The organism is Arthrobacter pullicola, from assembly GCF_014836875.1.
Taxonomy (GTDB): Bacteria; Actinomycetota; Actinomycetes; order Actinomycetales; family Micrococcaceae; genus Arthrobacter_B; species Arthrobacter_B pullicola.
This window is the reverse complement of the sequence record NZ_JACSQC010000004.1, coordinates 1-25,020: the sequence shown is the minus strand read 5'-3', so window position 1 is coordinate 25,020 and position 25,020 is coordinate 1. Positions and strand designations below refer to the sequence as shown.

Here is a 25,020-nt window from a genome sequence, read left to right as displayed (position 1 = left end):
CGCCTTGACTGAGAAGAATAACTCCACCGATTCCACCCGCTACTACCCTGCCGGCGATCCGGGTAAGCCCGGGCTGGATCTTGACGAGGCCCTGGCTGCGCGTGGGTTCGGCACCTCCGGCGTGCCGCTGGTCGGGATGATCTGGGCACAGACCGGGGACGGCGTCATCGGCAGGGACGGCGGGATGCCCTGGCACCTCCCGGAGGACCTTGCCCATTTCAAGGCCACCACCCAGGGACATCCGGTGATCATGGGCCGGCGTACCTGGGAGTCCTTCCCTGAGGCTTTCCGGCCACTGCCCAACCGCACCAACATCGTGATCTCCTCCCGCCCCGGACTCGCAGCCGAACTCGGCTCCCAGGGCGCCGCCGTCGTATCTTCGCTCGAAGCCGCGCTGGAGGCGGCTGAGGGCAGCGAGGGCAGCAGCCGGATCTGGATCGTGGGCGGATCACAGCTGTACGCGGCGGCTGAGCCGCTGGCCGATGTTGCAATTGTCACGGTCATCAACACGGAGACCGAGGGGGACAGCTACGCTCCCCGGCTGGGGCCGGACTGGACCTTTACCGCCGTCAGCCCTGCCCAGGACTGGTACACCTCCACCAACGGCCTGCAGTACCGCATCGCACTGTGGACCCGGAACCGCGGCGTAACCGATCAGGACAGCAGCCAGCCACTGGCCTAGACTGAATTCCATGACATCAGCAGCTACCTCTGTTCCCACCGCGGGCTTCGTCGGCTGGCGGGGCATGGTCGGTTCCGTCCTTATGCAGCGCATGCAGGATGAAGGCGATTTCGACCTGATCAACCCCGTCTTCTTCTCCACCTCCAACGCGGGCGGTAAGGCACCGGCCTTCGCCCAGGGGGCCGGCACCCTGGAAGACGCGTACGACATTGAGACGCTGGCCAAGCTGCCGATTATCGTCACCACCCAGGGCGGGGACTACACCGCCGAGGTCTACCCCAAACTGCGCGACGCCGGCTGGGACGGCCTGTGGATCGATGCCGCCTCAACGCTGCGCATGGATGACAGCGCGATCATCGTGCTGGACCCGGTCAACCGCGACGTCATTGACGCCGGGCTGGCTCGGGGTGTGAAGAACTTCGTGGGCGGCAACTGCACTGTCTCCTGCATGCTCATGGGCCTGGGCGGACTGTTCCGCAACGGGCTCGTCGAGTGGGGCACCTCCATGACCTACCAGGCTGCCTCCGGCGGCGGCGCCCGCCACATGCGGGAACTGCTGAACCAGTTCGGCACCCTGAACTCCGCCGTGGCAGCCAACCTGGCCGATCCGGCGTCTGCCATCCTGGAAATCGACCGCGCGGTCCTGGCCCAGCAGAAGGATCCGTCCATGGATTCCTCCCAGTTCGGCGTTCCGCTGGCCGGTTCGGTCATCCCGTGGATCGACGCGGACCTGGGCAACGGGCAGTCCAAGGAAGAGTGGAAGGGCGGGGCAGAGACCAACAAGATCCTCGGCCGCCACACGGCTGACGCCGCCCGGATTCCGTTCGACGGTCTCTGCGTGCGGATCGGCGCCATGCGCTCCCACTCCCAGGCCCTGACCCTGAAGCTCACCGAGGACCTGTCCATCGGCGAGATTGAACGGATCATCGACGCCGATAATGAGTGGGCAAAGGTGGTTCCGAACACCAAGGAATCCACCATGGCCGAGCTGACCCCCGTGGCGGCCACCGGCACCCTGGACATTCCGGTGGGCCGGATCCGCAAGCTGGAAATGGGTCCGCAGTACATCAGCGCCTTCACCGTCGGCGACCAGCTCCTCTGGGGCGCGGCCGAACCGCTGCGCCGGATGCTGCGCATCGCCACCGGCAACCTCTAGCTCCACAGAACACAAAAGCGGCCGTTTGGAATTCCAAACGGCCGCTTTTCCTGTTCCCGGCGGTCTAAGGTGAGCCCGCGGTCATTCTGCGCCGATGGCGGCGGCTTCCGCCGGCACGGTGTGCGGGTCCGGGTCACCGGCTTCCTGGCGGAGCAGCAGCAGGGCCGCGGCCGCGGCGCAGCAGACCGCACCCACCCAGAACGGTGCCCGCAGGCCCAGCCACCCCGCCACGTGGCCGACCAGGACCGCGGACACGGCACCGCCGAACCAGCGCAGGAAGTTGTAGCCGGCGCTGTTCACGGCACGCGGAGCCTTGCCCGAACTCATGGCGGTACCGGTGAGCAGGGTGTTCAGGATGCCGGAGAAGATGCCGGACACGATGATTCCGATGACCACCACGGTCTTGTTCCCGAAGGCCATGGCAAGCAGGACCAGGGCATACAACAGCACGGCGATGACGGCTCCGCCGCGTTCGCCGAACCAGCAGGCCATCTTGGGGGCGAGCACCACGCCGGAGACCGCCACGCACAGGCCCCAGCCGAAGAAGACGAAGCCGACGTAGAAGGCGCCTTCCTCCAGGACGAAGGGCGCCCAGGCGATGATCGCGAAGAAGGCCGCCGTGTAGAACGCCGATCCCAGCGAGGTCACCAGCAGGTTGCGGTTGCGCAGGGCCAGGATCGGATCGATGAGCCGGATCCGCTGGCGTTCGGCTTTTCCTTTGTCCCCGGCCAGCATGGTGGCGCAGAGGATTACCCCGACAGCCATCAGCACGGCGGTGCCGGCGAACGGCCCGCGCCAGGAAAGGGTGCCCAGCGCGGCACCCAGGAGCGGTCCGACGGCCAGCCCGACGCCGAGCGCGGCCTCATACAGCAGGATGGCTCCGGCCTGGCCGCCCGCCGCTGCACCGACGATGACCGAGAGTGCTGTGGCGATGAAGAAGGCGTTGCCCAGTCCCCAGAGGGCCCGGAGCCAGACCAGCGCTTCAATGCTGTTAACCAGGGCGCAGGCTCCGGCAGCCAGCACGATCAGCACCAGCCCGGTAATGAGCGTCCGTTTGGCGCCGAACCGGTAGGACATCACCCCGGTCAGCAGCATGGCCACCACCTGGACGCCCAGATAGGAGCCGAAGAGCAGGGTGGTCTGGGTGGGCGATGCGCCAAGCTCTTCGGTGATGGTGTTCAGAATCGGATCAACCAGGCCGATGCCCATAAACGCGATCACGGCGGCAAAGGCAGTTACCCAGACCGTCTTCGGCTGTCCGCGCAGCGCGTCTGTAAGCCGGGGATGGGCCGGGCGTGGTTCCGTGGCTGCGGCTCTATTCATGGGTCTGTGGGCCTTTCCGCTTGCTGTTAGTTTGCTTCAGGGCCGCCGGGCAGGGGTGCAGCGGGGCTGGGAGCGGCGGGCAGCTCCGAAGCTTCAGGCTCCTGCTCCAGCAGCCGTCCAATCGCCGGGAGGGCAGCCTCAAGCAGCCGGCGGTCCGCTTTGGACAGCCGCTCCAGGAGCAGGGCGAAAGAGTGGTTCCGCCGGGCTGTCAGTTCGCCCACCTGCTCCCGGCCTTTGCCGGTGAGGTCGATCACCACGGCCCTGCGGTCCGCCGGATCGGCGCGCCGCTCCACCAGACCGAGCTTGACCAGTCCGTTGACCACGGAGGTGGCAGACGGCAGCTGCACCCCCTCCAAAGCAGCCAGTTCCCCCATCCGCAGGGGTCCCCGGTGCACCAGGGTGGTCATCACGGAGGACTGCGACGCCGTGAGGTCCCAGCCCGGGATCCGCTGCCGGCTCTGGTGGTACAGCCGGGGCAGCATCGGCCGCAGCCGTTGTGACAGTTCGAGGGACTCATCGAAGCTCATACTTAGGAAGTCTAACTATTCCGGGTACTAAGTTTAAATCGAGCCAATGCCTCAGCGTCCCGGACAGCAAAAAAGCGGCCGCCCGGTGATCCGGACGGCCGCTTGACGCAGGTGCTTTAGAGGGCGCAGTTGATGAGCAGCGGCTCCGGCTGGAGCCGGATGCCAAACGCCTGTTCGACGCCGTCGGCCACCGCGCGCGCGATCGCCAGCAGGTCCTGTGCCGACGCGTCGCCGCGGTTGGTCACGGCGAGGGTATGCTTCGCGGACAGGGAGGCCCGCCCGCCGGCGATCCCGCTGCCAGGATTTCCGGTCAGCCCGAAGCCCTTGCCGAAGCCGGCATGCTCGATCAGCCAGGCAGCGCTGAGCTTGACCAGGCCGGGCTCGGCAACCGGGTAGCGCGGCGCCTCGGCCGGAAGCCTGTCCACCTCGGGGGCCGGGAGGATGGGGTTGGTGAAGAAGGACCCGGTGCTGAAGGTATCTGGGTCAGCGGGGTTCAGGACCATGCCCTTGCCTGCACGCAGCCGAAGCACCTCGCGGCGAACATCTGCGGCGTCGGCTGTGTCACCGACTTCCACACCGAGCGCCCGGGCCAGTTCGGCGTAGCGGATCGGCGCGCTCTCCGCGCCCTGGGTGAGGGAGAACTCCACGCTCAGGACAACATAGCGGGGCGAGCCGTTCACGGTGGTGCGCTTCAGGAGCGAATCGCGGTAGCCGAATTCCAGTTCTGCCGCTCCGAAGCGGCGCTGCTGCCGGGTTTCACGGTCCCAGGTCTGCACGGAGACGATGCTGTGTGAAACGTCGGCTCCGTAGGCACCCACGTTCTGCACCGGCGTCGCTCCAGCCAGGCCCGGGATGCCGGAGAGTGCTTCCAGCCCGGAATACCCCTCTGCCACGGTTTGGGCGACGAGCTCATCCCAGGGATGGCCCGCCTGCGCTTCGACGACTGCGGTGCCTCCCTTGCCGTTCCGGATGGTTACTCCGCGGTTCCCGACGTGCACCACGGCGCCGTCAAAGCCGGCGTCGGAAATCAGCAGGTTGGATCCGCCGCCGACAAGCAGAAGCGGTTCGGACGCTTCGTCCGCCGCCCGGACCATACCGATAAGTTCATCCGGTGTTTCAGCCAACAGGTAGCGCCGCGCGGGTCCGCCCACGCGGGAAGTAGTCAGTGATGCCAGCTGCATCGAGGTCAGTGCGCTCACCAGATCCGGACAACCGCCTGCGCCTTGACCAGGACCTTCTGACCGTTGAAGGTGACTGTGAGGTCCACGCGCGCGGTCGAGTTGTCCGTATCAATGGCACCGATGGTGCCGGTCACGTCGACGACGGCCCCGGGGGAACCGTCAATGTCCTCTACGGTGACCGGGCGGGTGAAGCGGGTCTGGTAGTCCAGCACGGCGCCTGGATCGCCGATCCAGTCGGTGACCAGCTGGACGGCCGCTCCCATGGTGAACATGCCGTGCGCGATTACACCGGGAAGCTCCACGGAACGGGCGAACCGCTCGTTCCAGTGGATCGGATTGAAGTCACCGGAGGCGCCGGCATAGCGGACCAGGTCCGCCCTGCTGATCTCGAGGGTGGTACTGCCGATAACCTGGCCGACTGTCAGTTCGCTGAGTGCAATGGACATGGTTACTGGCCCTCTCCCCGGACAAGGATGGATGAGACGGTGGTCGCGACCTTTTCGCCTTCCACCGTGGAGATTTCGGCTCGCGTGCTGATCAGGGCGCCGTCGCCCATGGCACGCACGGAGTCAACGTGAAGTTCAGCCAGGAGTTCGTCCCCGGCCACAATGGGCCGGTGGTGGGTGAACCGCTGGTCGGCGTGGACCACACGGGAGAAGTCAATGCCGGCCCCGGGGTCATTGATCAGCTGGGCGTCCGCCTGCTGGGCCACAATGATCGCGAAGGTGGGCGGAGCGATCAGGTCCGGGTAGCCGAGCTGCTCCGCAGCAGCGGACTCGAAGTGCGCCGGATGGGTCGCTTTCACAGCGCGGGCGAACTCACGGATTTTCTCCCGCCCCACCTGGTAGGGCTCCCCCGCCGGGTAGCTGCGGCCCTGCAGGTCGGGGTTGATGCTCATTTGTTTCCCTTCATCCGGCGTTTGGCGTCGCGGGCTCGCACCACCATACCGCTGAGGTGCGCGCTCATGCCCACCACGATCACCGGCAGGGCAAGATACATAATAATCTGCTGGTTGGTCACCGCCCCGAGGAGGACCATCAGGATTCCGGCGCCTGTCACGGAGAGTGCAATGACTACCAGGCGGCGGTACAGCGGAGATCCGGTTTCCCAGGGGGTGTTAAGCATGGTTTCAGAATACAGTCGGGGCGCCGGGGTTACCGAAACCGTGTGGCCGGCGCCGCATCGGGGGCTGCCGGACCGGCCGGGCTAGAACAGCGGTTCCTGCAGGGCCGGCAGCATGGTGCGGAACCGGCCCAGTTCCAGCCGCTGTCCCTTGAGCTGGGTGAGGTCCGCCAGGAAGCGGAGCTCTTCGCCATCTGTCGACACCAGCGCGGCGCTCCCCAGCAGGCCGCGGATCAGCAGGCCATGTTCGCCGGTGGTCAGCGGCAGCGGGTAGATTCCCGCGCCCCGGTGGCCCAGCACGGCGTCGAAGGCGGCCGGGCGGGACCAGGTGTCCTTGACCACCTCGAAGCCCGCGGGGTCCAGGGTGAAGAGCAATGCGCGGGCGGCATCAGCGTGACCGGCGTTGATGTCCGCCAGGGAATCCAGGGGAAGCGGAGATGCCAGCGACGCACACTTCGCCCCGGACCGCACGGCTTGGGTCAGGCCGAGGCCGGAAGACACCGCGTCCTCCAGGACCCGCACCCGCAGCCCATCCGCAGCCCTGGCCACATACTGGGCCGCGACGGCGCCCTGTTCCGTCAGGCGCAGCACCCTGCGTTGGCCTGCGGCGGTCCCCACCTTGGTGGTGCCGTCGGCAAAGGTGGCGATGTACAGCCACTGCGGCCGGGCAAGATAATCCCGCAGCCCGGCAGGAAGCGGCCCGCCGCGGTGGCTGTTGTGCACCAGGCGGCTCTCATCCCGGGCAAAGCAGCGCCCGCACTGGTAACCGCGTTCAGCCGGGGCCTGCGCCGGGCATGGATGGGACGTACGGCCAGCTTCCAGCATCTGGTCATAGCCCAGGCAGTACCGCGGCGTCCCGGACTGGGTCCGGAAGCGCAGTTCGGTCCCGGGGCCCAGCCGCAGCGGGTACGGTGCGCCGTCGGGAGCGTAGAGCCGCAGCACTGCGCCGTCGTTGTCCCAGGCTGTGCCGGCGCAGAGGTAGGGGAAATCACTCATCGAAGCGGACGGTCATACGTGCACGGCCTCCGGGGCGTGAAAAGGGGTGGGGCCATTTCACGGTACCCCACCCGTTGCCGCCGGTTGCCGAACGGGTCAGCGGAACGCGGGAAGACCGGTCAGCCGCTGCCCCAGGATCAGGGTATGCACCTCATCGGTCCCTTCATAAGTGCGGACCGACTCGAGATTGTTCGCGTGGCGCAGCGGTGAGTATTCCAGGGTGATGCCGTTGCCGCCGAGGATCGTCCGGGCTTCCCGTGCGATCGCAATGGCTTCACGGACATTGTTGAGCTTGCCCACGGAAATCTGGTGGTTCTGCAGGGCTCCGGCATCCTTGAGCCGGCCCAGGTGCAGGGCCAGCAGGAACCCCTTGTTAATTTCCAGGGCCATGTCCACCAGTTTCTGCTGGGTCAGCTGGTAGCCCGCCAGCGGTTTATCGAACTGCAGCCGGTCCTTGGAATAGGCCAGGGCGGCCTCGAAGGAATCCCTCGCGGCTCCCATGGCTCCCCAGATGATGCCGTAGCGGGCCTCGTTGAGGCAGGAGAACGGGCCGCGCAGGCCGTGCGCGTCCGGCAGCAGCGCGCCGGCCGGGAGACGGACGTCAGTTAGTTCGATCTCGCACTGGATGCTGGCCCGCATGGAGAGTTTCGGTTCAATCGGCACCGCGGAGAACCCGCTGCTGCCGGTGGGAACCACGAAACCCCGGATGCCGCCGTCGGTCTGTGCCCAGATCACGGCCACGTCAGCCACATTGGCCAGGCCGATCCAGCGCTTTGTTCCGTTGAGCACCCAGTCTTCGCCGTCCCGCCGGGCGAAGGTCTTCATGGCGGACGGATCGGAGCCGGCCGTGGGCTCGGTCAGCCCGAAACAGCCAATCAGCTCACCCTTTGCCATACCGGGCAGCCACCGGGACTTCTGCTCCTCGGACCCCCATTTGGCGATGGCGCTCATCGCCAGGGACCCCTGCACAGAAACAAACGTCCGCAGCCCGGAATCACCTGCTTCAAGTTCGGCACCGGCGATGCCGTATTCCACCGCTGTGCGTCCGGCGCAGCCGTAGCCGTGCAGGTGCATGCCCAGCAGGCCAAGCCTGCCCATCTCCGGAACGATCTCCAGCGGGAAGTGCGCTGCCTCGAACCAGCCGGCAATATTCGGCCGGATTGCTTCATCCACGAATGTCCGCACCGTGGTTCGGAGTGCCAGCTCCTCGCGGCTGAGCAGCGAGTCGAAGTCAATCAGGTCAGCAGGTTCCAGGGTTTCCCCCACGGCAGTGGATGCAGTTTGGCTCATGAACCAACGCTACGGCCGCCTGCGACATGCGTCATTGAACATTCCAGCCATATTTGATGCCGATAACGGATGATTTGTCCTATGGTTTCCCTCCCTGAGCTCAGCATGACCCTCGGGCCCAGCCTGGTTCCGGTGGGCCTGCGGCGCCTTCCATCCCGTCAGCTCACCGGAGTCCATGTGTCCGAGCTGGAGGATCCCACCCCGTACCTGGAGGGCGGAGAGCTCCTGCTGACCACGGGCATGCCCCTTGGCGGTTCTCCCTTGGCGGCAGCCGGCTATGTGGCCAGGCTCCGGGCAAAGGGCATCCACGCCCTGGGAATCGGGCTCGGTCCGTGGCTGGAGCAGGTCCCCGCTCAGCTTGTCCAGGCCTGCGATGAAGCTGGAATCCATCTGCTGACAGTGCCCGACGGCGTGCCGTTCCAGCAGGTATCCCGCGCTTTCTGGACTCTTTCGGCGCGCAGCGGGCAGGCCGACCTGCTGGGCAGCCTCGGTACCCAAACCGCCCTGGCACAGGCAACGATGCGGCCCGACGGAACCTCCGCCGTCGTCCGCGGACTGGCCCAGGCCCTGGGCGGCTGGGCTGCCTTCCTTCCGGCAGACCAGGGCCCGGCCAGGTACTGGCCGGAGAGCACCGGGGCCCTGCTTCCGCTGCTCCGGACGGAGACCATCCGGCTGAACCGCGCCGGCACCCATTCGGCCGCCACGTTCGAGATTCATGGACAGGCCGTCGTCGAGTACGCGATTCCCCACAGCGGGCGCAACGGACGGAACGAGCGGATTCATGGTTTCCTCGCCGTCGGCCCCGGCCGGAAGCTCACCGCGGCGGACCGCCAGGTCATCACGACCGTGTGCACTCTCCTGGCGTTGAAGGCCAGGCAGCGGGAAGCCGCGTCCGGCACAACCTCGGCGCTGGCTTCGGCAGTGGCCAAGCTGCTGCTTCATGGGCATACCGAAGCGGCCCGGATCCTGGCCGAGGACGTCGGCCTGCCGGAGCTGCCACGGCGGGTCCGGGTTCTGGCCCTTCGGGCTGACGGTGCCGATGCAACGGACCTGCTTCCGGGTGCGTCTGCACTGGTCCCCGAGCCAGGGGTGCCGCCGCTCCCCCGGGACCTGGCGGCCTGTTCCCTCCGGCACGAGCGTGAAGGCGTCCTCTATGTGCTGCTTCCCCAGGACGCATCACCAGCGGAAACCGGCGCGGGAGAAGAGGCTGTCACCTTGCCGGCAGAAGCGGTTCCCGGACTGGCCGGCGCGGTGAGTGAACCGGTTTCCCTGGGTGAGGTTCCGGGGCTGGTACCGGGACTGAGCCGCACGTTGGGCCAGGCCGCGCCCGGATCATTGGCCGGCACCGGCAATCCGCACCACGCCGCCGCGCAGGCATGGGTGCAGCAGCTGGCCGGGTATCCCCGGGCGGACCTGGTGGGCACCGTCACCGAGTACCTCCGGCACCGGGGACACTGGGAAAACACCTCCCGGGCCCTGGGCGTGCACCGCAACTCCCTGCGGCACCGCATCAGCCTCGCGGTGTCGCTGCTGGGTGTGGACCTGGACGATCCGGATGTCTCCGCACCGCTGTGGCTGGAACTGCGTCAGTACGGGCGGTAGCCCGCGGGCTGCCCCGAGGCTGCCTCCCCCGCTGCCGCCTTGGCTTCCCCAGCCCCTTCCGTTCGGTTCCGCAGCCAAGCAACCACGCCGCCGGTGTGCTCGCCGAGCTGCGGCGGAGCCTCGCTGCGGGGTGCCAGGGGCGGATCCCAGAGCGCAGGATGCCGGATCTGCCGTCCGGCAGCCTGCCCGGAGGAATTCCGCACTTCAATGGTGGGCTGCAGACCCAGCGACTCGGCATAGCCAATGCCCTCATCGATTCCGGAGACCCGGCCGGCGGGAACGCCGGCGCCGGCCAGGCGCTGCTGCCAAACAGCGGCCGGCGCCGTTCCCAGCAGCTCCTCAAGCAGGGGGATCAAAACGTCCCGGTGCTCCACCCGCGCACTGTTCGTCGCGAAGCGGGGATCGGCTGCCAGTTCCGGGGTGCCCAGCTGCTCCGCCAGCCGGGCGAACTGGGGGTCATTTCCGCAGGCGACGGCCAGCGGCCCGTCCGCACAGCCAAGCAGCTGGTACGGCACGATCGAGGGGTGCGCGTTGCCCATCCTGGCCGGCACTGCCCCGGCACCGAGATACGCCTGGGCCTGATTCACCAGGGCGCCCTGCAGGCTGGAGAGCAGGTTCAGTTGGATGTGGCTGCCCCTGCCGGTACGGCGGCGGGCCTGCAGCGCTGCCAGGACGGCAATCGCCGCGTCCTTGCCGGTCAGCACGTCCACCAGCGCCACCCCGGCCTTCATTGGGGATCCGCCTGCTTCGCCGGTGATGCTCATCAGCCCGCCCAGGGCCTGGACCACAAAGTCGTAGCCGGGCAGGTCCCGCCCGCCTTCGGCGCCAAAACCCGATATGGAGACGCAGATGAGGCCGGGGTTTTCTGCACTGAGTTCCGGGTACGCCAGACCCAGCCGGGCAAGGCCCCCGGGTTTGAAGTTCTCCACCAGCACATCCGCACGGAGGGCCAGTTCCCGCGCCAGCCGCCTGTCGCCGTCGTCCCCCAGATCCAGGCACACGGATTCCTTGTTCCGGTTCACGGACTCGAAATAGGTGGCACCGGTTTCTGACCAGGGCGGACCCCAGCCGCGCGTGTCATCACCGGCGCCGGGACGTTCCACCTTGATCACCCGTGCGCCCAGGTCAGCGAGGGTCATGGTGCACAGCGGCCCGGCCAGGATCCGGGAGAAGTCGGCCACCAGGATTCCCTCGAGCGGACGCTGCCCGTTCTCCAGCGCGGGCTCCTTCAGGCTGGGTTCCTCCGGTACTGGGTCTTGGCTGGGCACGGAGACGCTCCCCTTCGCTAGGCCAGGGAGGCTGATCCCCCGGATGCTTTCCACCCTAGGCAGTGGACCGGGATTGGGTAGGGACTTCTCATCCAACGGTGCTGGACAACCTGCACAGTGCCCGGAGCAGGTCCGGAGACAGCAGTCCGCCCCGGCTGCCGTGGCAGCCGGGGCGGAACGCCGGGCAGGATTTAGGCGTGCTGGCCTGCGTGCTGGCCTTCGGAGATTTCCTCCACGACCTTGTCGTTGAAGGCGGGGAGGTCATCCGGTGTGCGGCTGGTGACCAGGCCCTGGTCCACCACTACTTCTTCGTCGCTCCAGTTGGCACCCGCGTTGCGCAGGTCAGTGGCGAGGGTGTGGAAGGATGTCAGGTCCCGCCCCTTCACCACACCGGCGTCGATCAGCAGCCAGGGGCCGTGGCAGATCGCTGCCACGGGCTTGCCCGCTTCGAAGAAGTCCCGGGTGAACCGGCGCGCGTCTTCATTCACGCGCAGATAGTCAGCGTTGATCACGCCGCCGGGGAGTACCAGTGCGTCAAAGTCCGCCGCGTTGGCCTTGGCAACATCCAGGTCAACGGTGAACGTGTCTGCCTTGTCCACCCCGTTGAACCCCTGGAGGGTGCCGCTGGCCGGCGAGACGAGCACCGGCTGGCCGCCGGCCTTCTTCACTGCGTCCCAGGGGCTGGTGAGTTCAATCTGCTCCACGCCGTCCGTGAGCAGGAAAGCGACCTTCTTGCCGGAAATATCATGTGCTGACATTTTGCCTCCGTTTCGTGGGTCAGGCGGTCCGGCCTGGACCGCCGCTGTCTTCCACCCTAGGAAAAAGAGGCAATACTAAGCAAGCTGACGAACTAACTTTCTGTTACAGCCCTTCGGCGACGGCGGCGGCTGCCTTCAGCCAGGCACGCTGGGTTGCGGGACGCAGGGACGCGTACCGGATCTGCCCCTTCACGAGCGCAGGATCATACGGAATGGTCACAGCGGCCCGGGCCAGCACCTTGAATGCTTCGGCCACCTTGCGGGCCTGGGCTTCGGTACCGTTGCGGTCCGCCTGGGACACAATCACGACGGCGCCGCGCGCCAGCTCGGCGGAGCGCCCACCGCGTTCCTGAAGGGCTTCGAGCAGGAGGGCACCTGCCTCGGCGTGCTCTTCGACGGTGGTCGTCGCGATGACCAGCTGGTCGGTGTGGTCGATCATCCGGAGCCAGCGCTCGGCACTTTCGTCATTGCCGGAGTCCACGATGTTCAGCCGGAAGTACTTCGAGGCCACTTCATGAAGGGCATCAAAGTCGGCCTGAGTCACCTTCTGCTCGGAGGCCAGGACGTTCGGATTCGACCGGAGGACGTCATATTTGTCGTCAGTCTGGTGGTGCACAAACCGGGCGAGCATCGCCGACTGCGCCACAGGAGAGAGCAGCAGCCCGGTCTCCGGGAGCAGGTCCATAACCGTGGAATCGTGCTGCGCCTGCTCCGTGCGCCACCCCAGGGTTCCACGGGTCTCGTTGTTATCCCACGCCAACACCGGTCCGCCGCCATTGCGTGCGAACAGGGCGGCCAGCATCACAGTAGTGGGCGTTTTGTTGGCTCCGCCCTTGCCGTTCACCACGGAGATGGTCCGCGGGCCGGGCCAGTGCTGGCTGACCGTCCGGGTGTCCCGCCGTTCGGCGAGTTCCTTGGCGGAGGGGGCAATGCGCAGGCCCATGGAAGCCAGGAAACCGCGGAAACCGCGGGCCGCAGGAATCTTCGCCGTGCCCGTATCGAGGAAGGTCGCCCGGCGGACGTCGTTCGGCTCCCCGCGGACGGCAAGGCGGGTGCGTTCGCGCAGGTCCGCCGGCATCTCCGCGGGGACCGGAGGCAGGACGGCAACCTCAGCTCCGGGGTTCCCGTGTCCGCCTTCGACCGGAGCTTCGGCGCCGCCGGCTGGTGCTGCGTCATCGGCGGGCACTGGGCCATCAACCAGAGGAAGTTCGTCGGAGTTCGCCGGCGGTTCAGCCGGGGGCTGAGGAAGCACCGCGGGGAACACTGAGGCCGGAAGATCGCTGAGCAGCGGGATCCTGGACATCCCCGCTGTTGCCGGTTCCGGACCATCCCAGGCGTAGGTGCGTGCTTCGGGCGCCGGTGGCCACCCGGGCTCCCCGGGCTGCGTTCCGGATTCCGATTCGTTCGGTTCCTCGCCGGAGGGCTGTGCCGAGCCGGCTTCTTCCGCAGGGACGTGGTGCTTGGTAGAGATGTTCGTATCGCTTTCAGTTGTCCTTGATGCGCCTGCACCGGCCGCCCCCGCGCCGGCACCGACCAATACTGCCTGGTTGTCCGGCTCCAGAGCCACGCGGCTGCGGCGTCCGGTTGCTGCCGGCAGCACCGCAGTTTCGCTGCCGTCGTCGTCGCCGTCGTTGTCGTCCCGGATCTTGCTGTCCTGGACGCTGTGCTCCCGCACGGTTTCAGACGCACCCGCAACTTGAGCGGATGCCGGTGCAGTACCAGCCTCATCTCCGCCCGGAGCCTGGTCTTCGGCCTGTGCTGCTAACCGGGCTTCGGCGGCCCGGCGTCCGCGCCGGGTGGACAAAGTCTCCGGACGCTCCGGATCGGGCAGGTTTTCAGTCATCGGGTCTGCATCTTTCGTTCCGTGCTCGGTGCGATTGATCGGGACGTTGTGCTCTTCTCCCAAGCGATCCTACAAGCCAAGGCCACTCACTGACGTCCCCCGGGCCTCCGCCGGGACCCGTGTTGCCGGCAGCCGGGCCTGTGCCCGCCATCTGGCCAACCGGGCGGCTGCAGGAATGCAATGGCTCTCCTGATTTGCGGACGGATGGTCCCGACAAACAAAAAGACCCCCGGAGAAACCTCCGAGGGTCAATCTGTAGCGGTGGGGAGGCTCGATCTCCCGACCTCACGATTATGAGTCGTGCGCTCTAACCAACTGAGCTACACCGCCATAAATGAGTGAAGTCCGCATGCCTGGCCCTTGCGAACAACAGGCTTAGAAACGCGGACTCTCCCATTGAGAGCCCCGACCGGGAATCGATCCCGGGACCTCCATCTTACCAAGATGGCGCTCTACCACTGAGCTATCGGGGCATCGCCCCAACCGGGGCAACGACATAAAACTCTACCAGCACTTTTCCCCAACGTGAAATCGGCGCAACCCGCGTTCCCGTGCGCAAAACCAGCACCGAACAACACCCCGGCAGCCCGTCTGCTGAACAGGATTCCTGCCGCGAAGGTCCCGGTTGAAAACGCCCCACAGGGGCATTTTCAACGACCCCGTGACCCCGGATTCACGCGGGGCACCGCCAGGCCCGGCAGGACCTCGCCACGGTCGCGGAGCGGGCATATGGCAGACTGTCCTGCATCTGCCCAAACGGTGCCGCACAGCTCCGCTGTGAACTGCAGAAATGACTGGAAGGAACCGCCCGCATGGCCGAAGGTGCCAACCCCGTAGTCCCCGCAGGATGGGAACTGGCCATCCAGTCCATTGGAGTGCTCTATGTGGGCTTTGTCATAGTTGCCGTCTTTTCCCTCGCACGGAACCAGACCCTGACGCCGGCGGTGAAGTTCCTCTGCCTCCTGGGCATCCTTGCGTTCCCGTTCCTGGGACCGGCAGCCTGGTTCCTGCACCTCTACCGCTCCCGGTCCGGCCGCAAGGCCACGGAGTCGCCGGCTGGAACAGACCGGGCTGAAAAGATATCCCGTTAACGCCAAAGGGCGCCCCCTGCGGGACGCCCTTTCGCTGGGCACTATGTGCGCCGGTACTGCTTAGTCGCGGAAACGCGGCTTGCGGGCACCTGCACCGGCGCCGGCCGGCTTGGAGAAGCTGCGGTCGCCGTCGAACTTCTTCTTGTACGGGCGGTCGGAGCCGCGGTCACCGAAGGACCGCTCGCCGTCGCGCTTCTTGAAGTCCTTCTTGAAACCGCCACGCTCAGGGCGGTCACTGGAGCCGCCTTCACGGGCCGGACGGCGTCCGTTGTCCAGTTCCAGGTGGATCAGCTCGCCGCCGATCCGGGTGCGGGACAGTGCGCGCAGCTGGTCCTTGGACAGATCTGCAGGCAGTTCCACCAGGGTGTGGTCGGCGCGGATGTCGATGCCGCCGATCTGGGCGGAGGACAGGCCGCCTTCGTTGGCGATGGCGCCGACAATCGAACCGGGCATCACGCGCTGGCGGCGGCCGACGGCGATGCGGTACGTTGCGTTGCCTTCGGTCAGCGGGCGCGTCGGGCCGCGGGAGCCGAAGCCGTCGCCCCGGCCTTCGGAACGCTCGCGCTGGCGGGCCGGAGCCTGCGGAATTTCTTCCATCAGCAGCGGGCGGCCGGCCTGGGCCATTACAACCAGGGCTGCGGCGACTTCCTCGGCGGGAACGTCGTGCTCTGCGATGTACTTGGTGACCAGTTCGCGGAAGACCGAGAGGTCCTCAGACTTCATGGTCTCCGTGATGCGGTCGGAGAACTTGGCCAGGCGTTTGGCGTTGACAACGTCAATGCCGGGCAGCTGCATGTGCTCAACGGGCTGGCGGGTGGCCTTCTCGATGGCGCGCAGCAGGTACTTCTCGCGCGGGGTCATGAACAGGATCGCGTCACCGCTGCGGCCTGCACGGCCGGTGCGGCCGATGCGGTGCACGTAGGACTCGGTGTCGTGCGGGATGTCGTAGTTGAAGACGTGGCTGATGCGCTCGACGTCCAGGCCGCGGGCGGCGACGTCAGTGGCGACCAGGATGTCGATCTTGCCGTCGCGCAGTGCCTCGACGGTGCGCTCACGCTGCTGCTGCGGGATGTCGCCGTTGATGGCGGCAGCCTTGTAGCCGCGGGACTTCAGCTTGTCGGCGAGGTCCTCGGTGGCCATCTTGGTGCGGACGAAGGCGATGACGCCGTCAAAGTCCTCGGTCTCGAGGATGCGGGACATGGCATCGAGCTTGTGCGGGCCCATGACCTGCACATAGCGCTGACGGGTGTTGACGCCGGTGGTGGTCTTGGACTTGACCGTGATTTCGGCGGGGTTATTCAGGTACTTCTTGGCGATCTTGCGGATCGCTCCCGGCATGGTGGCGGAGAAGAGGGCAACCTGCTTCTCATCCGGGGTGCTGGAGAGGATCTGCTCCACGTCTTCGGCGAAGCCCATGCGCAGCATCTCGTCGGCTTCGTCCAGGACCAGGTACTGCAGGTTGGAGAGGTCCAGCGAGCCCTTGGAGATGTGGTCAATGACGCGGCCCGGGGTACCAACAACAACCTGGGCGCCGCGGCGCAGGCCAGCCAGCTGGGGACCGTACGGGGAACCGCCGTAGACGGGAAGGACGGTGAAGTCGTCCATGTGCGCGGCGTAGGAGGTGAAGGCCTCGGCTACCTGCAGGGCCAGCTCGCGGGTCGGAGCCAGGACCAGGATCTGGGTGTCCTTGGTGGGTCCGTTGACCTCGGCCAGCTCAGCCATGCGGGAGAGGGCAGGAACAGCGAACGCTGCGGTCTTGCCCGTACCGGTCTGGGCCAGGCCGACGACGTCGCGGCCTTCGAGCAGGACCGGAATGGTGGCTGCCTGGATCGGCGACGGCGTCTTGTAGCCGACGTCGGTCAGGGCAGCAAGGACCCGGGCATCAAGGTTGAAATCGGTGAACAAAACCTCGTTGGCTTCTTCAGCTTCAACGGGTGCTTCTACAGTGTCTTGGGCATTCTCAGGCACGGGAAATATATCCTCATCAGTGGGGCCGGGCAGCCGGTCTTTGCGGCTGCGGGTACATAAGTCCGGGCACTGTTGCAATCCCAGGCAGGACTCTCCGTCACAGCTGTGGGCCGGTGTCACTGGATTGCGACTTCAGCTCGGTATGACGATTTCTTTGCCGGCGCTCCCAGGAGATGAATCTGCCCGCATTTGAAATGCGGGCCCCAACACAACGTATACCTGCAGGAACTTTGCCCGCAGGAAAAACAGGGAATACCGGAGTGGGGGACTCTTCAAGTGTACGGCATCCCGGCCCCAGGACCAGCCGGAAGTACCGTGAGGTCCGGCACAGGGCGCGGAATCCCCGGATTGACGGGGGTTGCCCCTCCAGGCACGGCTCCCCCGCTGGCCTTTTACCCGGCGGCCGGGACCGCCGGCTTGCGCGCCAGCACCTTCCGGATCTCCGGTGAGAGATAGGCCCCCGCGGCACCGGCTTCCTGCAGCAGTTCCCGCTGCCGGGGTGTGGGGCCGGTGAAAATGTCGGCGACGGTCACCCCGTGTTCGGGCCGGTGGATGACGTTGATCGTGTCCCCTGCCTCAATGGTGCCGCGCTTGATCACCCGCAGGTAGGTTCCCAGCCTTCCAGCGGCGGCGAACCGGGCCACCCAGCGGGGCTGGTTCATGTACTGCGCGAAATTCCGGCACGGTGTCCGCGGGCAGGTGACCTCCAGGACGACGGTGTCCCCGATCTGCCAGCGCTCTCCCACGACGGCCCCGGAAGCGTCCACCCCTGTGACCCGCAGATTTTCACCGAAGCGCCCCGGCGGAACCGCTTCCCCGAGTTCCGCTTCCCAGTACGCGGCGTCTTCCTGCGAATAGGCGTACACGGCCTTGGATTCTCCGCCGTGATGCTTGCGGTCCGCCTGCAGATCCGCGGTCAGGCCCAGGGCGTGGACCTGAACCGGCCCCTCGGCGGCACGCTTGTCAATGGCAGTCACGCCCGTGGCGTCAGTGGTGGGCAGCAGTGCGTGGAGCCGGCAGGCGGCCAGCAGGGTTCCGGGGCTCATGGGCATCAGTCTAGGACGGTTGCAGCAGGACGCGGTCCGGAACATGCGTGGTGCGCCACCATCCCTTGGGCCGGCCCGGCCAGAGCAGGGCAAACCACCAGGCGAGCATCCCGGCCCCGCAGAAGACGCCGGCGCTGGAAATCATCAGCCACAGCACGGGTTCCTGGGCATTCAGGTCCTGCGCACCAAAGGTCAGGGCCAGGGTCTTGGGCGAAAAGTAAAACACGGCCGTGGAGATACAGAGCAGCACCCAGCCGGTGATCCGCAGACCGTGCCGGGCAGGCGGCAGGCCGAACAGCCCTGCACCAATGAGCGGGAGGAACAATGCCACCCAGACCCAGTGGTGGGACCAGGAGACCGGCGATATCAGCAGCATCAGCAGCGCCGCCGCGGCAAGTGCCAGCAGGTCCGATCCGGCGAGGGCAGCCAACCGGATGACGACGGCGGCAGCCGCAGCCGCTGCCAGGCTCAGCAGCAGCCAGTACGGCGTCACCTCGGCCTGCGGACCCAGGAAGTGCAGCAGTGCTCCGCGGAGGGAGAGGTTGTCCACGTACGCTCCTCCACCGACCCGCGAGGTGTCCGGGAGCAGTTCGCCCCAGTAGATTTTGGACTCCCGCGGCAGGATGAGGAAACCGAGGCCGAACGCGGCGAGAAAACCAAAAGCCATGTTCCGCAGTCCGCGCCAGTCCCCGCGGACCAGGAAGTAGAAGGCGAACGCCAGCGGCGTCAGCTTGATACCAGCGGCCACTCCGGTGAGCAGGCCGCGCGGCCAGCCGGGGCGGCGCTCCAGGAAATCCAGCATCACCATGGCAAACAGGAGAATGTTGATTTGACCGAAGGCCAGGGTTTCCCGCCACGGGCCCAGCGCTGCCACGAGCCCAAAGCCCAGCACCGCTGCCGGGCGCAGCCAGAAATCCCGCAGGACAGCCTTGGCACTGTGTTTCCCGCTGAAGCGGCCCACCAGCCACAAGGCTGTCAGCGCGGTGAGGACCAGGGAGATTCCGAAGAAGATGTCAGCACCGGTCTTCGGGCCGAACGGCGCAAAGAGCACGAACAGCAGGGCCGCGGCGGGCGGATAGGTGAACATCAGGCCCGGGTTGGCACCGTTCGGGACGCTCACCGAATACAGCTCCCCGCTGGCATCAATGACGCTCTGTCCCCCGGCCACGTAGACCGCGAAGTCCAGTCCGTCCCGCGGGGCCAGGTCCATCGCCAGGAAGAACAGGCCTGCGGCAGCTGCGCCCGCACCAAGCACAAGAGCAGCGGCAGCCACCCGCGAACGCAGAACCCAAGCCATCAGCAGTCCCTCCTGCACCGCCGCCGTGGGGCGTGCGAGCGAGGGTCACTCTACCGGCGCGGACACCCCAGCGACGCTGAACCGGCCTAAATTAACCGGGTAGTTCCCGGGATTCACTTCACTGCCGGCCAGGCTCCGTTGTCCATACCCGCGGCAGCGTAGGGATACCGTTAGAACTGCGCGGGACTCAGCGGGCGGAACCCGTGCCGCGAAGCGGAGCCGACGCTATATAAGGAGACCTACTTGAGCAGTTCCAAAATGCCGATGCCCGGGAGCATGCGGCTCGCGTTCCTGGCGTGGCTGGTATCCGCCGCAGTCCTGATCCTGGCCGGCGGCTCGTTTCTGTTCACGGCCCAGACCCAGCGGCAGGACAGCCAGGGGCTGCTGACCCTCGGCGTCCTCGGCGTCGCCCTGGGATTACTGACCGCGTTCTATGCCCTCCGGCTCCGCCATGGCAAGCGCAGCAGCCGGGAAACCCTGACCACGCTGGGCGTGATCGCCGGAGTTCCGCTGCTGTTCCGCGGCCCGTCACTGATGGCCCTGGGTGTGCTGCTGCTGGCCTGTGCCGCGCTGCTGTGGCTGCCGCCCAGCAGCCGCTACTTTGCCAGCAAAGATCCAAAGGTCCGCAAGCGCCGGCTTACCGGCCGGCGCTGAGGCGCCGCCCGGCACCGGGAGTCCACGGCCGCGTTTACTGCCGGAGCCAGACCGCCCCCTGGTAAGCGCAAAGGGCCCGCCGGTCCGTGTCCGGACCGGCGGGCCCTTTGCATAGCTCCGGGAGCTGAGTCCTAGAGCTGGCCCAGAGCCTGGTCCAGGTCTGCAATGAGGTCCTCAAGGTCCTCGATCCCCACCGAAAGCCGCAGCAGGTTCTCCGGCACGGCCAGTTCGGTGCCCTTGACAGAGGCATGGGTCATTTCCGCCGGATAGTTCATCAGCGATTCCACTCCGCCCAGGGATTCGGCCAGGGTGAAGACCTTGGTGGATTCGGCGACCTTGCGGGCGGCTGCTTCCCCGCCCTTGAAGGACACGGAGACCATACCGCCGAAGTCCTTCATCTGGGCCTTGGCCAGTTCGTGTCCGGGATGGTCTGCCAGACCCGGGTACAGCACCGATTCCACGGCGGGCTGGTCCAGCAGCCAGGTGGCCACGGCCATGGCGTTGGCGGAATGGCGGTCCATGCGAACACCGAGGGTCTTGAGTCCGCGCGTGGTCAGCCAGGCTTCCATCGGTGCCGAAACTGCACCGACAGCGAACTGGATGAAGCCGATCTTCTCCGCGGCGGCGTCGTCGTTCAGGATCACCGCGCCGCCCACGGCGTCGGAGTGTCCGCCGATGTACTTGGTGGTGGAGTGCACCACGATGTCGGCGCCGAGGGCCAGCGGCTGCTGCAGATAGGGCGAGGCGAAGGTGTTGTCGACCACCAGCAGGGCCCCGGCGTCGTGTGCGGCCTGCGCGATGGCGGAAATATCGGAGATCTTCATCATCGGGTTGGACGGTGTTTCGAGCCAGACCATTTTGGTGTTTCCGCCGGCGATCGCTGACTGAAGCGCGGCGGCGTCGGACATATCAACTGCCGCGTTGGTGATGCCCCAGGGCGAAAGGACCCGGTTGATCAGCCGGTAGGTGCCGCCGTAGGCATCGTTGCCGAGGACAACGTGGTCGCCGGGAACCAGCAGTGCGCGGATCAGGGAGTCCTCGGCGGCGAGGCCGGAACTGAAGGAAAACGCGTGGCGTCCGCCTTCCAGCGCCGCCAGCTGTTCCTGCAGCGCATCCCGGGTGGGGTTGGTGCCGCGGCCGTACTCATAGCCGTTGCGCAGCCCGCCGATCCCGTCCTGGGCGTAGGTGGTGCTCTGGTAGAGCGCCGGGATCACGGCTCCGGTGGTGGGGTCCGGGGACTGCCCGGCATGGATTGCTCGCGTGTTAAAGCCTGTGCTCATGGTTTTCCTCCTGGTGCCGGTAGCGGCGGTGTGGGTCGGCAGCCGGTGCGGCTAGGCGCTGAGATAGGACAGCAGATCGTGGCGGGTAAGGATTCCGACGGGCGCCCCGTCCTGGGTCACCATCAGGGCGTCGTTTTCCTGCAGCCGTTCCCTGGCGGCGGCAACGGATTCACCTGCACCGATGAGGGGCAGCTTCTCCCCCAGATGCGCGCTGACCGGATCGGTGGGTTTGGCCTCCCCGCGGAACAGTTTCTCGGTCAGGGTACGCTCATCCACGGAACCGGCAACTTCGCCCAGGACCACCGGCGGTTCCTGGGACAGCACCGGCAGGTAGGAGACTCCGTACTCGTTGAGGATGCCGATGGCGTCCAGCACAGTCTCGCCCGGGTGCGTGTGGACCAGGTCCGGCAGTGCCCCGGACTTGGTGGCCAGCACATCGCGGACCGAGGCTTCCTCCTCGTTCCCGGAGAGGAAGCCGTAGGACTTCATCCAGCCGTCGTTGAAGATCTTGCCCATGTAGCCGCGGCCGCTGTCCGGCAGCAGGATGACGACGACGTCTTCCGGCCCCAGGTCCTTCGCGGCCTGCAGCGCGGCCACCACCGCCATGCCGGAGGAGCCGCCCACCAGCAGGCCTTCCTCGCGGGCAAGCCGGCGGGTCATGGCAAAGGACTCGGCGTCGTTGACCGCAATGACCTCGTCCGGAACGGACGGATCGTAGTTGCCCGGCCACATGTCCTCTCCGACGCCCTCCACGAAGTACGGGCGGCCGGTGCCGCCGGAGTACACCGAGCCTTCGGGGTCGGCCGCGATGATCCGCACCGGGCCGGAGGGACGGTCAGCGGAGACTTCCTTCAGGTAGCGGCCGGTGCCGGTGATGGTGCCGCCGGTGCCCGCACCTGCCACGAAGTGCGTGACCTGCCCGTCGGTGTCCTTCCAGATCTCCGGGCCGGTGGATTCGTAGTGGCTGGCCGGAGCTGCCGGGTTGGAGAACTGGTCCGGTTTGTAGGCCCCCTCGATCTCCCGGACCAGCCGGTCGGAGACACCGTAGTAGGAATCAGGGCTGTCCGGTGCAACGGAGGTGGGGGTGACCACCACTTCGGCACCGTAGGCCCGGAGCACGTCGCGCTTCTCCACCCCAACCTTGTCCGGGGTCACGAAGATGCATTTGTAGCCCTTTTGCTGGGCCACCAGGGCCAGGCCGACGCCGGTGTTGCCGCTGGTCGGTTCGATCACGGTTCCGCCGGGCTTGAGTTTGCCCTCTGCTTCCGCGGTTTCGATCATCCGGACAGCGATGCGGTCCTTGATGGATCCGCCGGGATTGAGGTACTCCAGCTTTACCAGCACCGTGGCTTCGATGCCTTCGGTGACGTGGTGGAGTTTCACCAGCGGGGTGTTGCCGATCAGGTCCAGGACAGTGTTGGCATACTTCATGGGCACCACGTTACTGGCTAAGCCTGTCCGGATCAGGTGGCGCTGAACACGGCGTAGTAAACGAACTGCTCTCTGGCGTGCGGCCATCCCGCCGCCGGTTGCCGGGGAACAGAAAAGCAGTTCCAGACCGTGCGAGCATGGTTGCATGTCCTCCGGTACCGCAGCTGCCTCAGCAGGCCGAAGGGGCCCCGTTCCTTTCCGGTCCGCAGCGGCCCCTGTCCCCGGTACGGCCAAAGCCCTCAGCGCAGAGTATGAGTTTTCCCGCCCACTGGACCTTGCCGGCACCCTGCGTGTGGTGGCCCACGGGCGCGGTGACCCGACCGTCCGCATCTCGGCGGGCGAGGCCTGGCTGGCGTTCCGTATGCCGTCGGGTCCGGTGACGCTGCGGCTGGTGCAGCAGGCGGGGCCCCTCCTGGCCCGGGTCCGTGTTGCGGCGCACGCCTGGGGGCCCGGCGCTGCAGAGGCGCTGGAAACAGTTCCTGCCCTGCTGGGCGAATTCGATGACTGGAGCGCGTTCGACGATCCCGGTTTCCTGGCTACCCTGCCGCCCGGCCTGCAGGACGCACGACGGCGGCACCCCGGTATCCGGCTGCCCAGTACCGGGCGGGTCATTGAGTCGCTGGTCCCCGTGGTGCTGGAACAGAAGGTAACCGTCATGGAGGCCACTCATGCCTGGCGCTATCTGGTTCAGCGCTTTGGCGACCGCGCTCCGGGACCTGCGCCTGCCGGATTAATGGTCGCGCCGGATGCCGCGGGCTGGCGGAAAGTTCCAAGCTGGGACTGGCACCGTGCCGGCGTCGACTCCTCCCGTTCCCGGACCGTTCTGCGTGCCTGCTCCGCGGCGTCGGGGCTGGAACGCCTGGCCGCGCAGCCGCTGGGGCCGGAGGTGTCCGCGAAACTGCAGTCCGTTCCCGGCATAGGCCCGTGGAGTGCTGCCGAAATCCTGCAGCGCACGCACGGCTCCCCCGACGACGTATCTGTCGGGGACTTTCACCTCGCCGCGTATGTTGGTGCTGCTTTGACCGGCCAGCGGACCGACGACGCCGGGATGCTGGAGCTGCTCGAACCGTGGCGCGGGCACCGGCAGCGCGTAGTCCGGCTGATCGGATTCACCGGTTTCCGCAAACAGGCCTATGGCCCGCGGCTGTCCCCTCAGGACCACCGGCGGCACTGATCAGCTGAACTGCATTATGGCCCGGTACACCAGACTGGCCGGAAGGACCGTTCCGGCGCAGGATTGACCTGCACAGGACCGGCCTGGGCAGGGTTGTACGCGGTTGTGCGCCGCTTCGCAGGATTGCGCGCAATGCGGATCCAAAGAATTGACACGTCCAAGGGCATGGGTTTCACTATTACACACAATGGAATATTTATTCCGCCTTATGAAATTTAGCGGGACCGGCTGAGAACAGGCTTCCCCGCAGCCCTCCGAACAACCCCAAAGGACGTCAATGCAGCTCCACGACTTCAATGAGGCCAGCCGCGCGGAGGCTACTGCCGCACTCCTCCCCTGCCTTGACGTTCCGCGCTGGGCCGGGCAGATCGCTGACGGGCGGCCTTTTGCCTCCACCAGCGACCTGCTGCGTTTCGCCGGGAACGCCGCTGCCCCCCTGACCTCCGGCGAGGTCGAGGCAGCCCTGGCCCATCACCCCCGGATAGGTGAGCGTGCCGCAGGTGAGAATGCCGAAGCCCAATGGTCCAGGCAGGAACAAGCCGGGCTGGGTACTGCACCGGAGACGGTGACTGCCGCCCTGGCCGAGGGAAACCGCCGCTATGAGGAGAAATTTGGACGGGTCTTCCTGATCCGTGCCGCCGGGCGCACCAAAGAAGAGGTCCTCGAGGCGCTCCAGGAGCGGATCACCCTGCCCGCTGCCGAAGAAGAGAACATTGTGCAGCAGCAGCTGCGCCAAATCGCAGTCCACCGGCTGGAAGGAATGATCACCCCGTGACAACCTCGCACATCACCACGCACGTCCTGGACACCGCGGCAGGAAAACCCGCCGCCGGGATACCCGTCCGCCTGAGCTCACTCAAAGACGGCACCTGGTCCCAGCTGGCCACCTCCGAGACGGATGCCGACGGACGCGTCAAGAATCTTGGCCCCGAGGCGCTGCCCTCCGGCACCTACCGCTTGGAATTCACCACCGCAGGGTACTTTGCCCGGCTGGATACCCCGGAGTTCTTCCCCGAAGTCCTGCTCACCTTCGACGTTGACGGCGGCCAGGCCCACTATCATGTCCCGCTGCTGCTGAGTCCGTATTCCTTCTCCAGCTACCGCGGCAGCTGACCACCGGTCCCCGCACTGCAGACACACCCTTGCACTGCAGGCCCACTCCCACCGTGGCTTCCCTGCCACATTCTTCAATTCCTTCTGCTCTTTTTAACGATGAAACGAGGCTGCAATGGCTGCAGGCGAAGACACGTCCCCCATCCTCAGCGGGCTGACCAGCCAGCTGCCGGATCGTGACCCGGAAGAAACCGCGGAATGGATTGAATCCCTGGACG

At 66.6% G+C, this 25,020-nt stretch carries 24 protein-coding genes and 2 tRNA genes; 8 read left to right on the top strand and 18 right to left on the bottom strand.

Annotation, left to right across the window (positions count from 1 at the left end; genetic code table 11):
- The first annotated feature begins 4 nt into the window (after positions 1–4).
- Complete coding sequence (locus tag H9638_RS08960) at positions 5–682, top strand: dihydrofolate reductase (protein WP_225217242.1); 678 nt, start codon at positions 5–7, stop codon at positions 680–682.
- A 10-nt stretch (positions 683–692) separates the two neighbouring features.
- Complete coding sequence (asd, locus tag H9638_RS08955) at positions 693–1,838, top strand: aspartate-semialdehyde dehydrogenase (protein ID WP_191746875.1); 1,146 nt, start codon at positions 693–695, stop codon at positions 1,836–1,838.
- Between the two features lie 81 nt (positions 1,839–1,919).
- Here asd and H9638_RS08950 read toward each other — a convergent pair whose 3' ends face one another.
- The 8 genes from H9638_RS08950 to H9638_RS08915 all read right to left on the bottom strand — a co-directional run bounded on the left by H9638_RS08950 (position 1,920) and on the right by H9638_RS08915 (position 8,277).
- Positions 1,920–3,161 carry an MFS transporter gene (locus tag H9638_RS08950; protein ID WP_191746874.1) on the bottom strand — a complete coding sequence of 414 codons (1,242 nt, stop codon included), beginning with the start codon at positions 3,159–3,161 and terminating at the stop codon, positions 1,920–1,922.
- 26 nt (positions 3,162–3,187) lie between these two features.
- The gene (locus tag H9638_RS08945; protein ID WP_191746873.1) at positions 3,188–3,688 is read right to left on the bottom strand and encodes a MarR family winged helix-turn-helix transcriptional regulator; all 501 of its coding nucleotides are present in this window, start codon (positions 3,686–3,688) and stop codon (positions 3,188–3,190) included.
- 116 nt (positions 3,689–3,804) lie between these two features.
- Complete coding sequence (locus H9638_RS08940) at positions 3,805–4,878, bottom strand: UDP-N-acetylmuramate dehydrogenase (RefSeq protein ID WP_191747243.1); 1,074 nt, start codon at positions 4,876–4,878, stop codon at positions 3,805–3,807.
- Between the two features lie 5 nt (positions 4,879–4,883).
- Positions 4,884–5,315, bottom strand: a complete 432-nt coding sequence (locus H9638_RS08935; protein WP_191746872.1) for a MaoC family dehydratase — start codon at positions 5,313–5,315, stop codon at positions 4,884–4,886.
- A gap of 2 nt (positions 5,316–5,317) precedes the next feature.
- Positions 5,318–5,767: an FAS1-like dehydratase domain-containing protein gene (locus H9638_RS08930; RefSeq protein WP_191746871.1), complete on the bottom strand. Its 450-nt coding sequence runs from the start codon at positions 5,765–5,767 to the stop codon at positions 5,318–5,320.
- Positions 5,764–5,994: a hypothetical protein gene (locus H9638_RS08925; protein ID WP_066296098.1), complete on the bottom strand. Its 231-nt coding sequence runs from the start codon at positions 5,992–5,994 to the stop codon at positions 5,764–5,766. The genes H9638_RS08930 and H9638_RS08925 overlap by 4 nt, the downstream gene beginning before the upstream one ends.
- An 81-nt stretch (positions 5,995–6,075) precedes the next feature.
- Entirely contained in the window at positions 6,076–6,987 is a 912-nt protein-coding gene (locus H9638_RS08920) for a DUF2797 domain-containing protein (RefSeq protein WP_191746870.1), read from the bottom strand.
- A 96-nt stretch (positions 6,988–7,083) separates the two neighbouring features.
- Entirely contained in the window at positions 7,084–8,277 is a 1,194-nt protein-coding gene (locus tag H9638_RS08915) for an acyl-CoA dehydrogenase family protein (RefSeq protein WP_191746869.1), read from the bottom strand.
- Between the two features lie 81 nt (positions 8,278–8,358).
- On the opposite strand from H9638_RS08915, the gene H9638_RS08910 reads away from it, so the two are divergent.
- A complete protein-coding gene (locus H9638_RS08910; RefSeq protein ID WP_191746868.1) occupies positions 8,359–9,879 on the top strand; it encodes a PucR family transcriptional regulator in 1,521 nt (506 codons plus the stop codon).
- Here H9638_RS08910 and H9638_RS08905 read toward each other — a convergent pair.
- The 5 genes from H9638_RS08905 to H9638_RS08885 form a co-directional block, all read right to left on the bottom strand.
- A complete protein-coding gene (locus H9638_RS08905) occupies positions 9,864–11,111 on the bottom strand; it encodes a CaiB/BaiF CoA transferase family protein (RefSeq protein ID WP_225217270.1) in 1,248 nt (415 codons plus the stop codon). The two genes, H9638_RS08910 and H9638_RS08905, sit on opposite strands and share 16 nt — an antisense overlap.
- 227 nt (positions 11,112–11,338) lie before the next feature.
- Positions 11,339–11,905, bottom strand: a complete 567-nt coding sequence (locus H9638_RS08900) for a type 1 glutamine amidotransferase domain-containing protein (RefSeq protein WP_191746867.1) — start codon at positions 11,903–11,905, stop codon at positions 11,339–11,341.
- A 103-nt stretch (positions 11,906–12,008) separates the two neighbouring features.
- Entirely contained in the window at positions 12,009–13,748 is a 1,740-nt protein-coding gene (locus tag H9638_RS08895) for a MinD/ParA family ATP-binding protein (RefSeq protein WP_191746866.1), read from the bottom strand.
- Positions 13,749–14,004: 256 nt separating this feature from the next.
- Positions 14,005–14,078 (bottom strand) — tRNA-Met (locus H9638_RS08890).
- Positions 14,079–14,149: 71 nt separating this feature from the next.
- Positions 14,150–14,221, bottom strand: a tRNA-Thr gene (locus H9638_RS08885).
- A 339-nt stretch (positions 14,222–14,560) separates the two neighbouring features.
- Between H9638_RS08885 and H9638_RS08880 the strand changes: the two genes are divergently transcribed.
- Entirely contained in the window at positions 14,561–14,839 is a 279-nt protein-coding gene (locus H9638_RS08880; RefSeq protein WP_191746865.1) for a PLDc N-terminal domain-containing protein, read from the top strand.
- Between the two features lie 60 nt (positions 14,840–14,899).
- Here H9638_RS08880 and H9638_RS08875 read toward each other — a convergent pair whose 3' ends face one another.
- From H9638_RS08875 to H9638_RS08865, 3 genes are all read right to left on the bottom strand, one after another.
- Positions 14,900–16,807, bottom strand: a complete 1,908-nt coding sequence (locus H9638_RS08875) for a DEAD/DEAH box helicase (protein ID WP_318241829.1) — start codon at positions 16,805–16,807, stop codon at positions 14,900–14,902.
- Positions 16,808–17,199: 392 nt separating this feature from the next.
- The gene (locus H9638_RS08870) at positions 17,200–17,853 is read right to left on the bottom strand and encodes an MOSC domain-containing protein (RefSeq protein ID WP_191746864.1); all 654 of its coding nucleotides are present in this window, start codon (positions 17,851–17,853) and stop codon (positions 17,200–17,202) included.
- A gap of 10 nt (positions 17,854–17,863) precedes the next feature.
- Positions 17,864–19,150, bottom strand: coding sequence for a glycosyltransferase 87 family protein (locus tag H9638_RS08865; protein WP_191746863.1), 1,287 nt, complete (start codon positions 19,148–19,150; stop codon positions 17,864–17,866).
- 243 nt (positions 19,151–19,393) lie between these two features.
- Between H9638_RS08865 and H9638_RS08860 the strand changes: the two genes are divergently transcribed.
- Positions 19,394–19,804: a hypothetical protein gene (locus H9638_RS08860; RefSeq protein WP_191746862.1), complete on the top strand. Its 411-nt coding sequence runs from the start codon at positions 19,394–19,396 to the stop codon at positions 19,802–19,804.
- Positions 19,805–19,935: 131 nt separating this feature from the next.
- On the opposite strand, the gene H9638_RS08855 is transcribed toward H9638_RS08860, so the two are convergent.
- Both H9638_RS08855 and H9638_RS08850 read right to left on the bottom strand, forming a co-directional pair.
- Positions 19,936–21,084, bottom strand: coding sequence for a cystathionine gamma-synthase (locus H9638_RS08855; protein WP_191746861.1), 1,149 nt, complete (start codon positions 21,082–21,084; stop codon positions 19,936–19,938).
- A gap of 51 nt (positions 21,085–21,135) precedes the next feature.
- Positions 21,136–22,515 carry a cystathionine beta-synthase gene (locus H9638_RS08850; RefSeq protein ID WP_191746860.1) on the bottom strand — a complete coding sequence of 460 codons (1,380 nt, stop codon included), beginning with the start codon at positions 22,513–22,515 and terminating at the stop codon, positions 21,136–21,138.
- Between the two features lie 145 nt (positions 22,516–22,660).
- On the opposite strand from H9638_RS08850, the gene H9638_RS08845 reads away from it, so the two are divergent.
- The 3 genes from H9638_RS08845 (at position 22,661) to uraH (ending at position 24,802) form a co-directional block, all read left to right on the top strand.
- The gene (locus H9638_RS08845) at positions 22,661–23,689 is read left to right on the top strand and encodes a DNA-3-methyladenine glycosylase family protein (protein ID WP_191746859.1); all 1,029 of its coding nucleotides are present in this window, start codon (positions 22,661–22,663) and stop codon (positions 23,687–23,689) included.
- A 277-nt stretch (positions 23,690–23,966) separates the two neighbouring features.
- The gene (gene uraD, locus H9638_RS08840; RefSeq protein ID WP_191746858.1) at positions 23,967–24,464 is read left to right on the top strand and encodes a 2-oxo-4-hydroxy-4-carboxy-5-ureidoimidazoline decarboxylase; all 498 of its coding nucleotides are present in this window, start codon (positions 23,967–23,969) and stop codon (positions 24,462–24,464) included.
- Complete coding sequence (gene uraH / locus H9638_RS08835) at positions 24,461–24,802, top strand: hydroxyisourate hydrolase (protein WP_191746857.1); 342 nt, start codon at positions 24,461–24,463, stop codon at positions 24,800–24,802. Before uraD ends, uraH begins: the two co-directional genes overlap by 4 nt.
- Positions 24,803–25,020 lie beyond the last annotated feature (218 nt).

Excerpts from the sequence above, each read along its gene's own strand:
- H9638_RS08880 (WP_191746865.1), top strand. The coding sequence starts at position 14,561 with ATGGCCGAAGGTGCCAACCCCGTAGTCCCCGCAGGATGGGAACTGGCC.
- H9638_RS08870 (WP_191746864.1), bottom strand. The coding sequence starts at position 17,853 with ATGAGCCCCGGAACCCTGCTGGCCGCCTGCCGGCTCCACGCACTGCTG.
- H9638_RS08910 (WP_191746868.1), top strand. The coding sequence starts at position 8,359 with ATGGTTTCCCTCCCTGAGCTCAGCATGACCCTCGGGCCCAGCCTGGTT.
- H9638_RS08900 (WP_191746867.1), bottom strand. The coding sequence starts at position 11,905 with ATGTCAGCACATGATATTTCCGGCAAGAAGGTCGCTTTCCTGCTCACG.
- H9638_RS08845 (WP_191746859.1), top strand. The coding sequence starts at position 22,661 with ATGTCCTCCGGTACCGCAGCTGCCTCAGCAGGCCGAAGGGGCCCCGTT.
- H9638_RS08915 (WP_191746869.1), bottom strand. The coding sequence starts at position 8,277 with ATGAGCCAAACTGCATCCACTGCCGTGGGGGAAACCCTGGAACCTGCT.
- H9638_RS08950 (WP_191746874.1), bottom strand. The coding sequence starts at position 3,161 with ATGAATAGAGCCGCAGCCACGGAACCACGCCCGGCCCATCCCCGGCTT.
- H9638_RS08920 (WP_191746870.1), bottom strand. The coding sequence starts at position 6,987 with ATGAGTGATTTCCCCTACCTCTGCGCCGGCACAGCCTGGGACAACGAC.
- H9638_RS08850 (WP_191746860.1), bottom strand. The coding sequence starts at position 22,515 with ATGAAGTATGCCAACACTGTCCTGGACCTGATCGGCAACACCCCGCTG.
- H9638_RS08935 (WP_191746872.1), bottom strand. The coding sequence starts at position 5,315 with ATGTCCATTGCACTCAGCGAACTGACAGTCGGCCAGGTTATCGGCAGT.
- H9638_RS08945 (WP_191746873.1), bottom strand. The coding sequence starts at position 3,688 with ATGAGCTTCGATGAGTCCCTCGAACTGTCACAACGGCTGCGGCCGATG.
- H9638_RS08895 (WP_191746866.1), bottom strand. The coding sequence starts at position 13,748 with ATGACTGAAAACCTGCCCGATCCGGAGCGTCCGGAGACTTTGTCCACC.
- asd (WP_191746875.1), top strand. The coding sequence starts at position 693 with ATGACATCAGCAGCTACCTCTGTTCCCACCGCGGGCTTCGTCGGCTGG.
- H9638_RS08855 (WP_191746861.1), bottom strand. The coding sequence starts at position 21,084 with ATGAGCACAGGCTTTAACACGCGAGCAATCCATGCCGGGCAGTCCCCG.
- H9638_RS08865 (WP_191746863.1), bottom strand. The coding sequence starts at position 19,150 with ATGGCTTGGGTTCTGCGTTCGCGGGTGGCTGCCGCTGCTCTTGTGCTT.
- H9638_RS08930 (WP_191746871.1), bottom strand. The coding sequence starts at position 5,767 with ATGAGCATCAACCCCGACCTGCAGGGCCGCAGCTACCCGGCGGGGGAG.
- H9638_RS08925 (WP_066296098.1), bottom strand. The coding sequence starts at position 5,994 with ATGCTTAACACCCCCTGGGAAACCGGATCTCCGCTGTACCGCCGCCTG.
- uraD (WP_191746858.1), top strand. The coding sequence starts at position 23,967 with ATGCAGCTCCACGACTTCAATGAGGCCAGCCGCGCGGAGGCTACTGCC.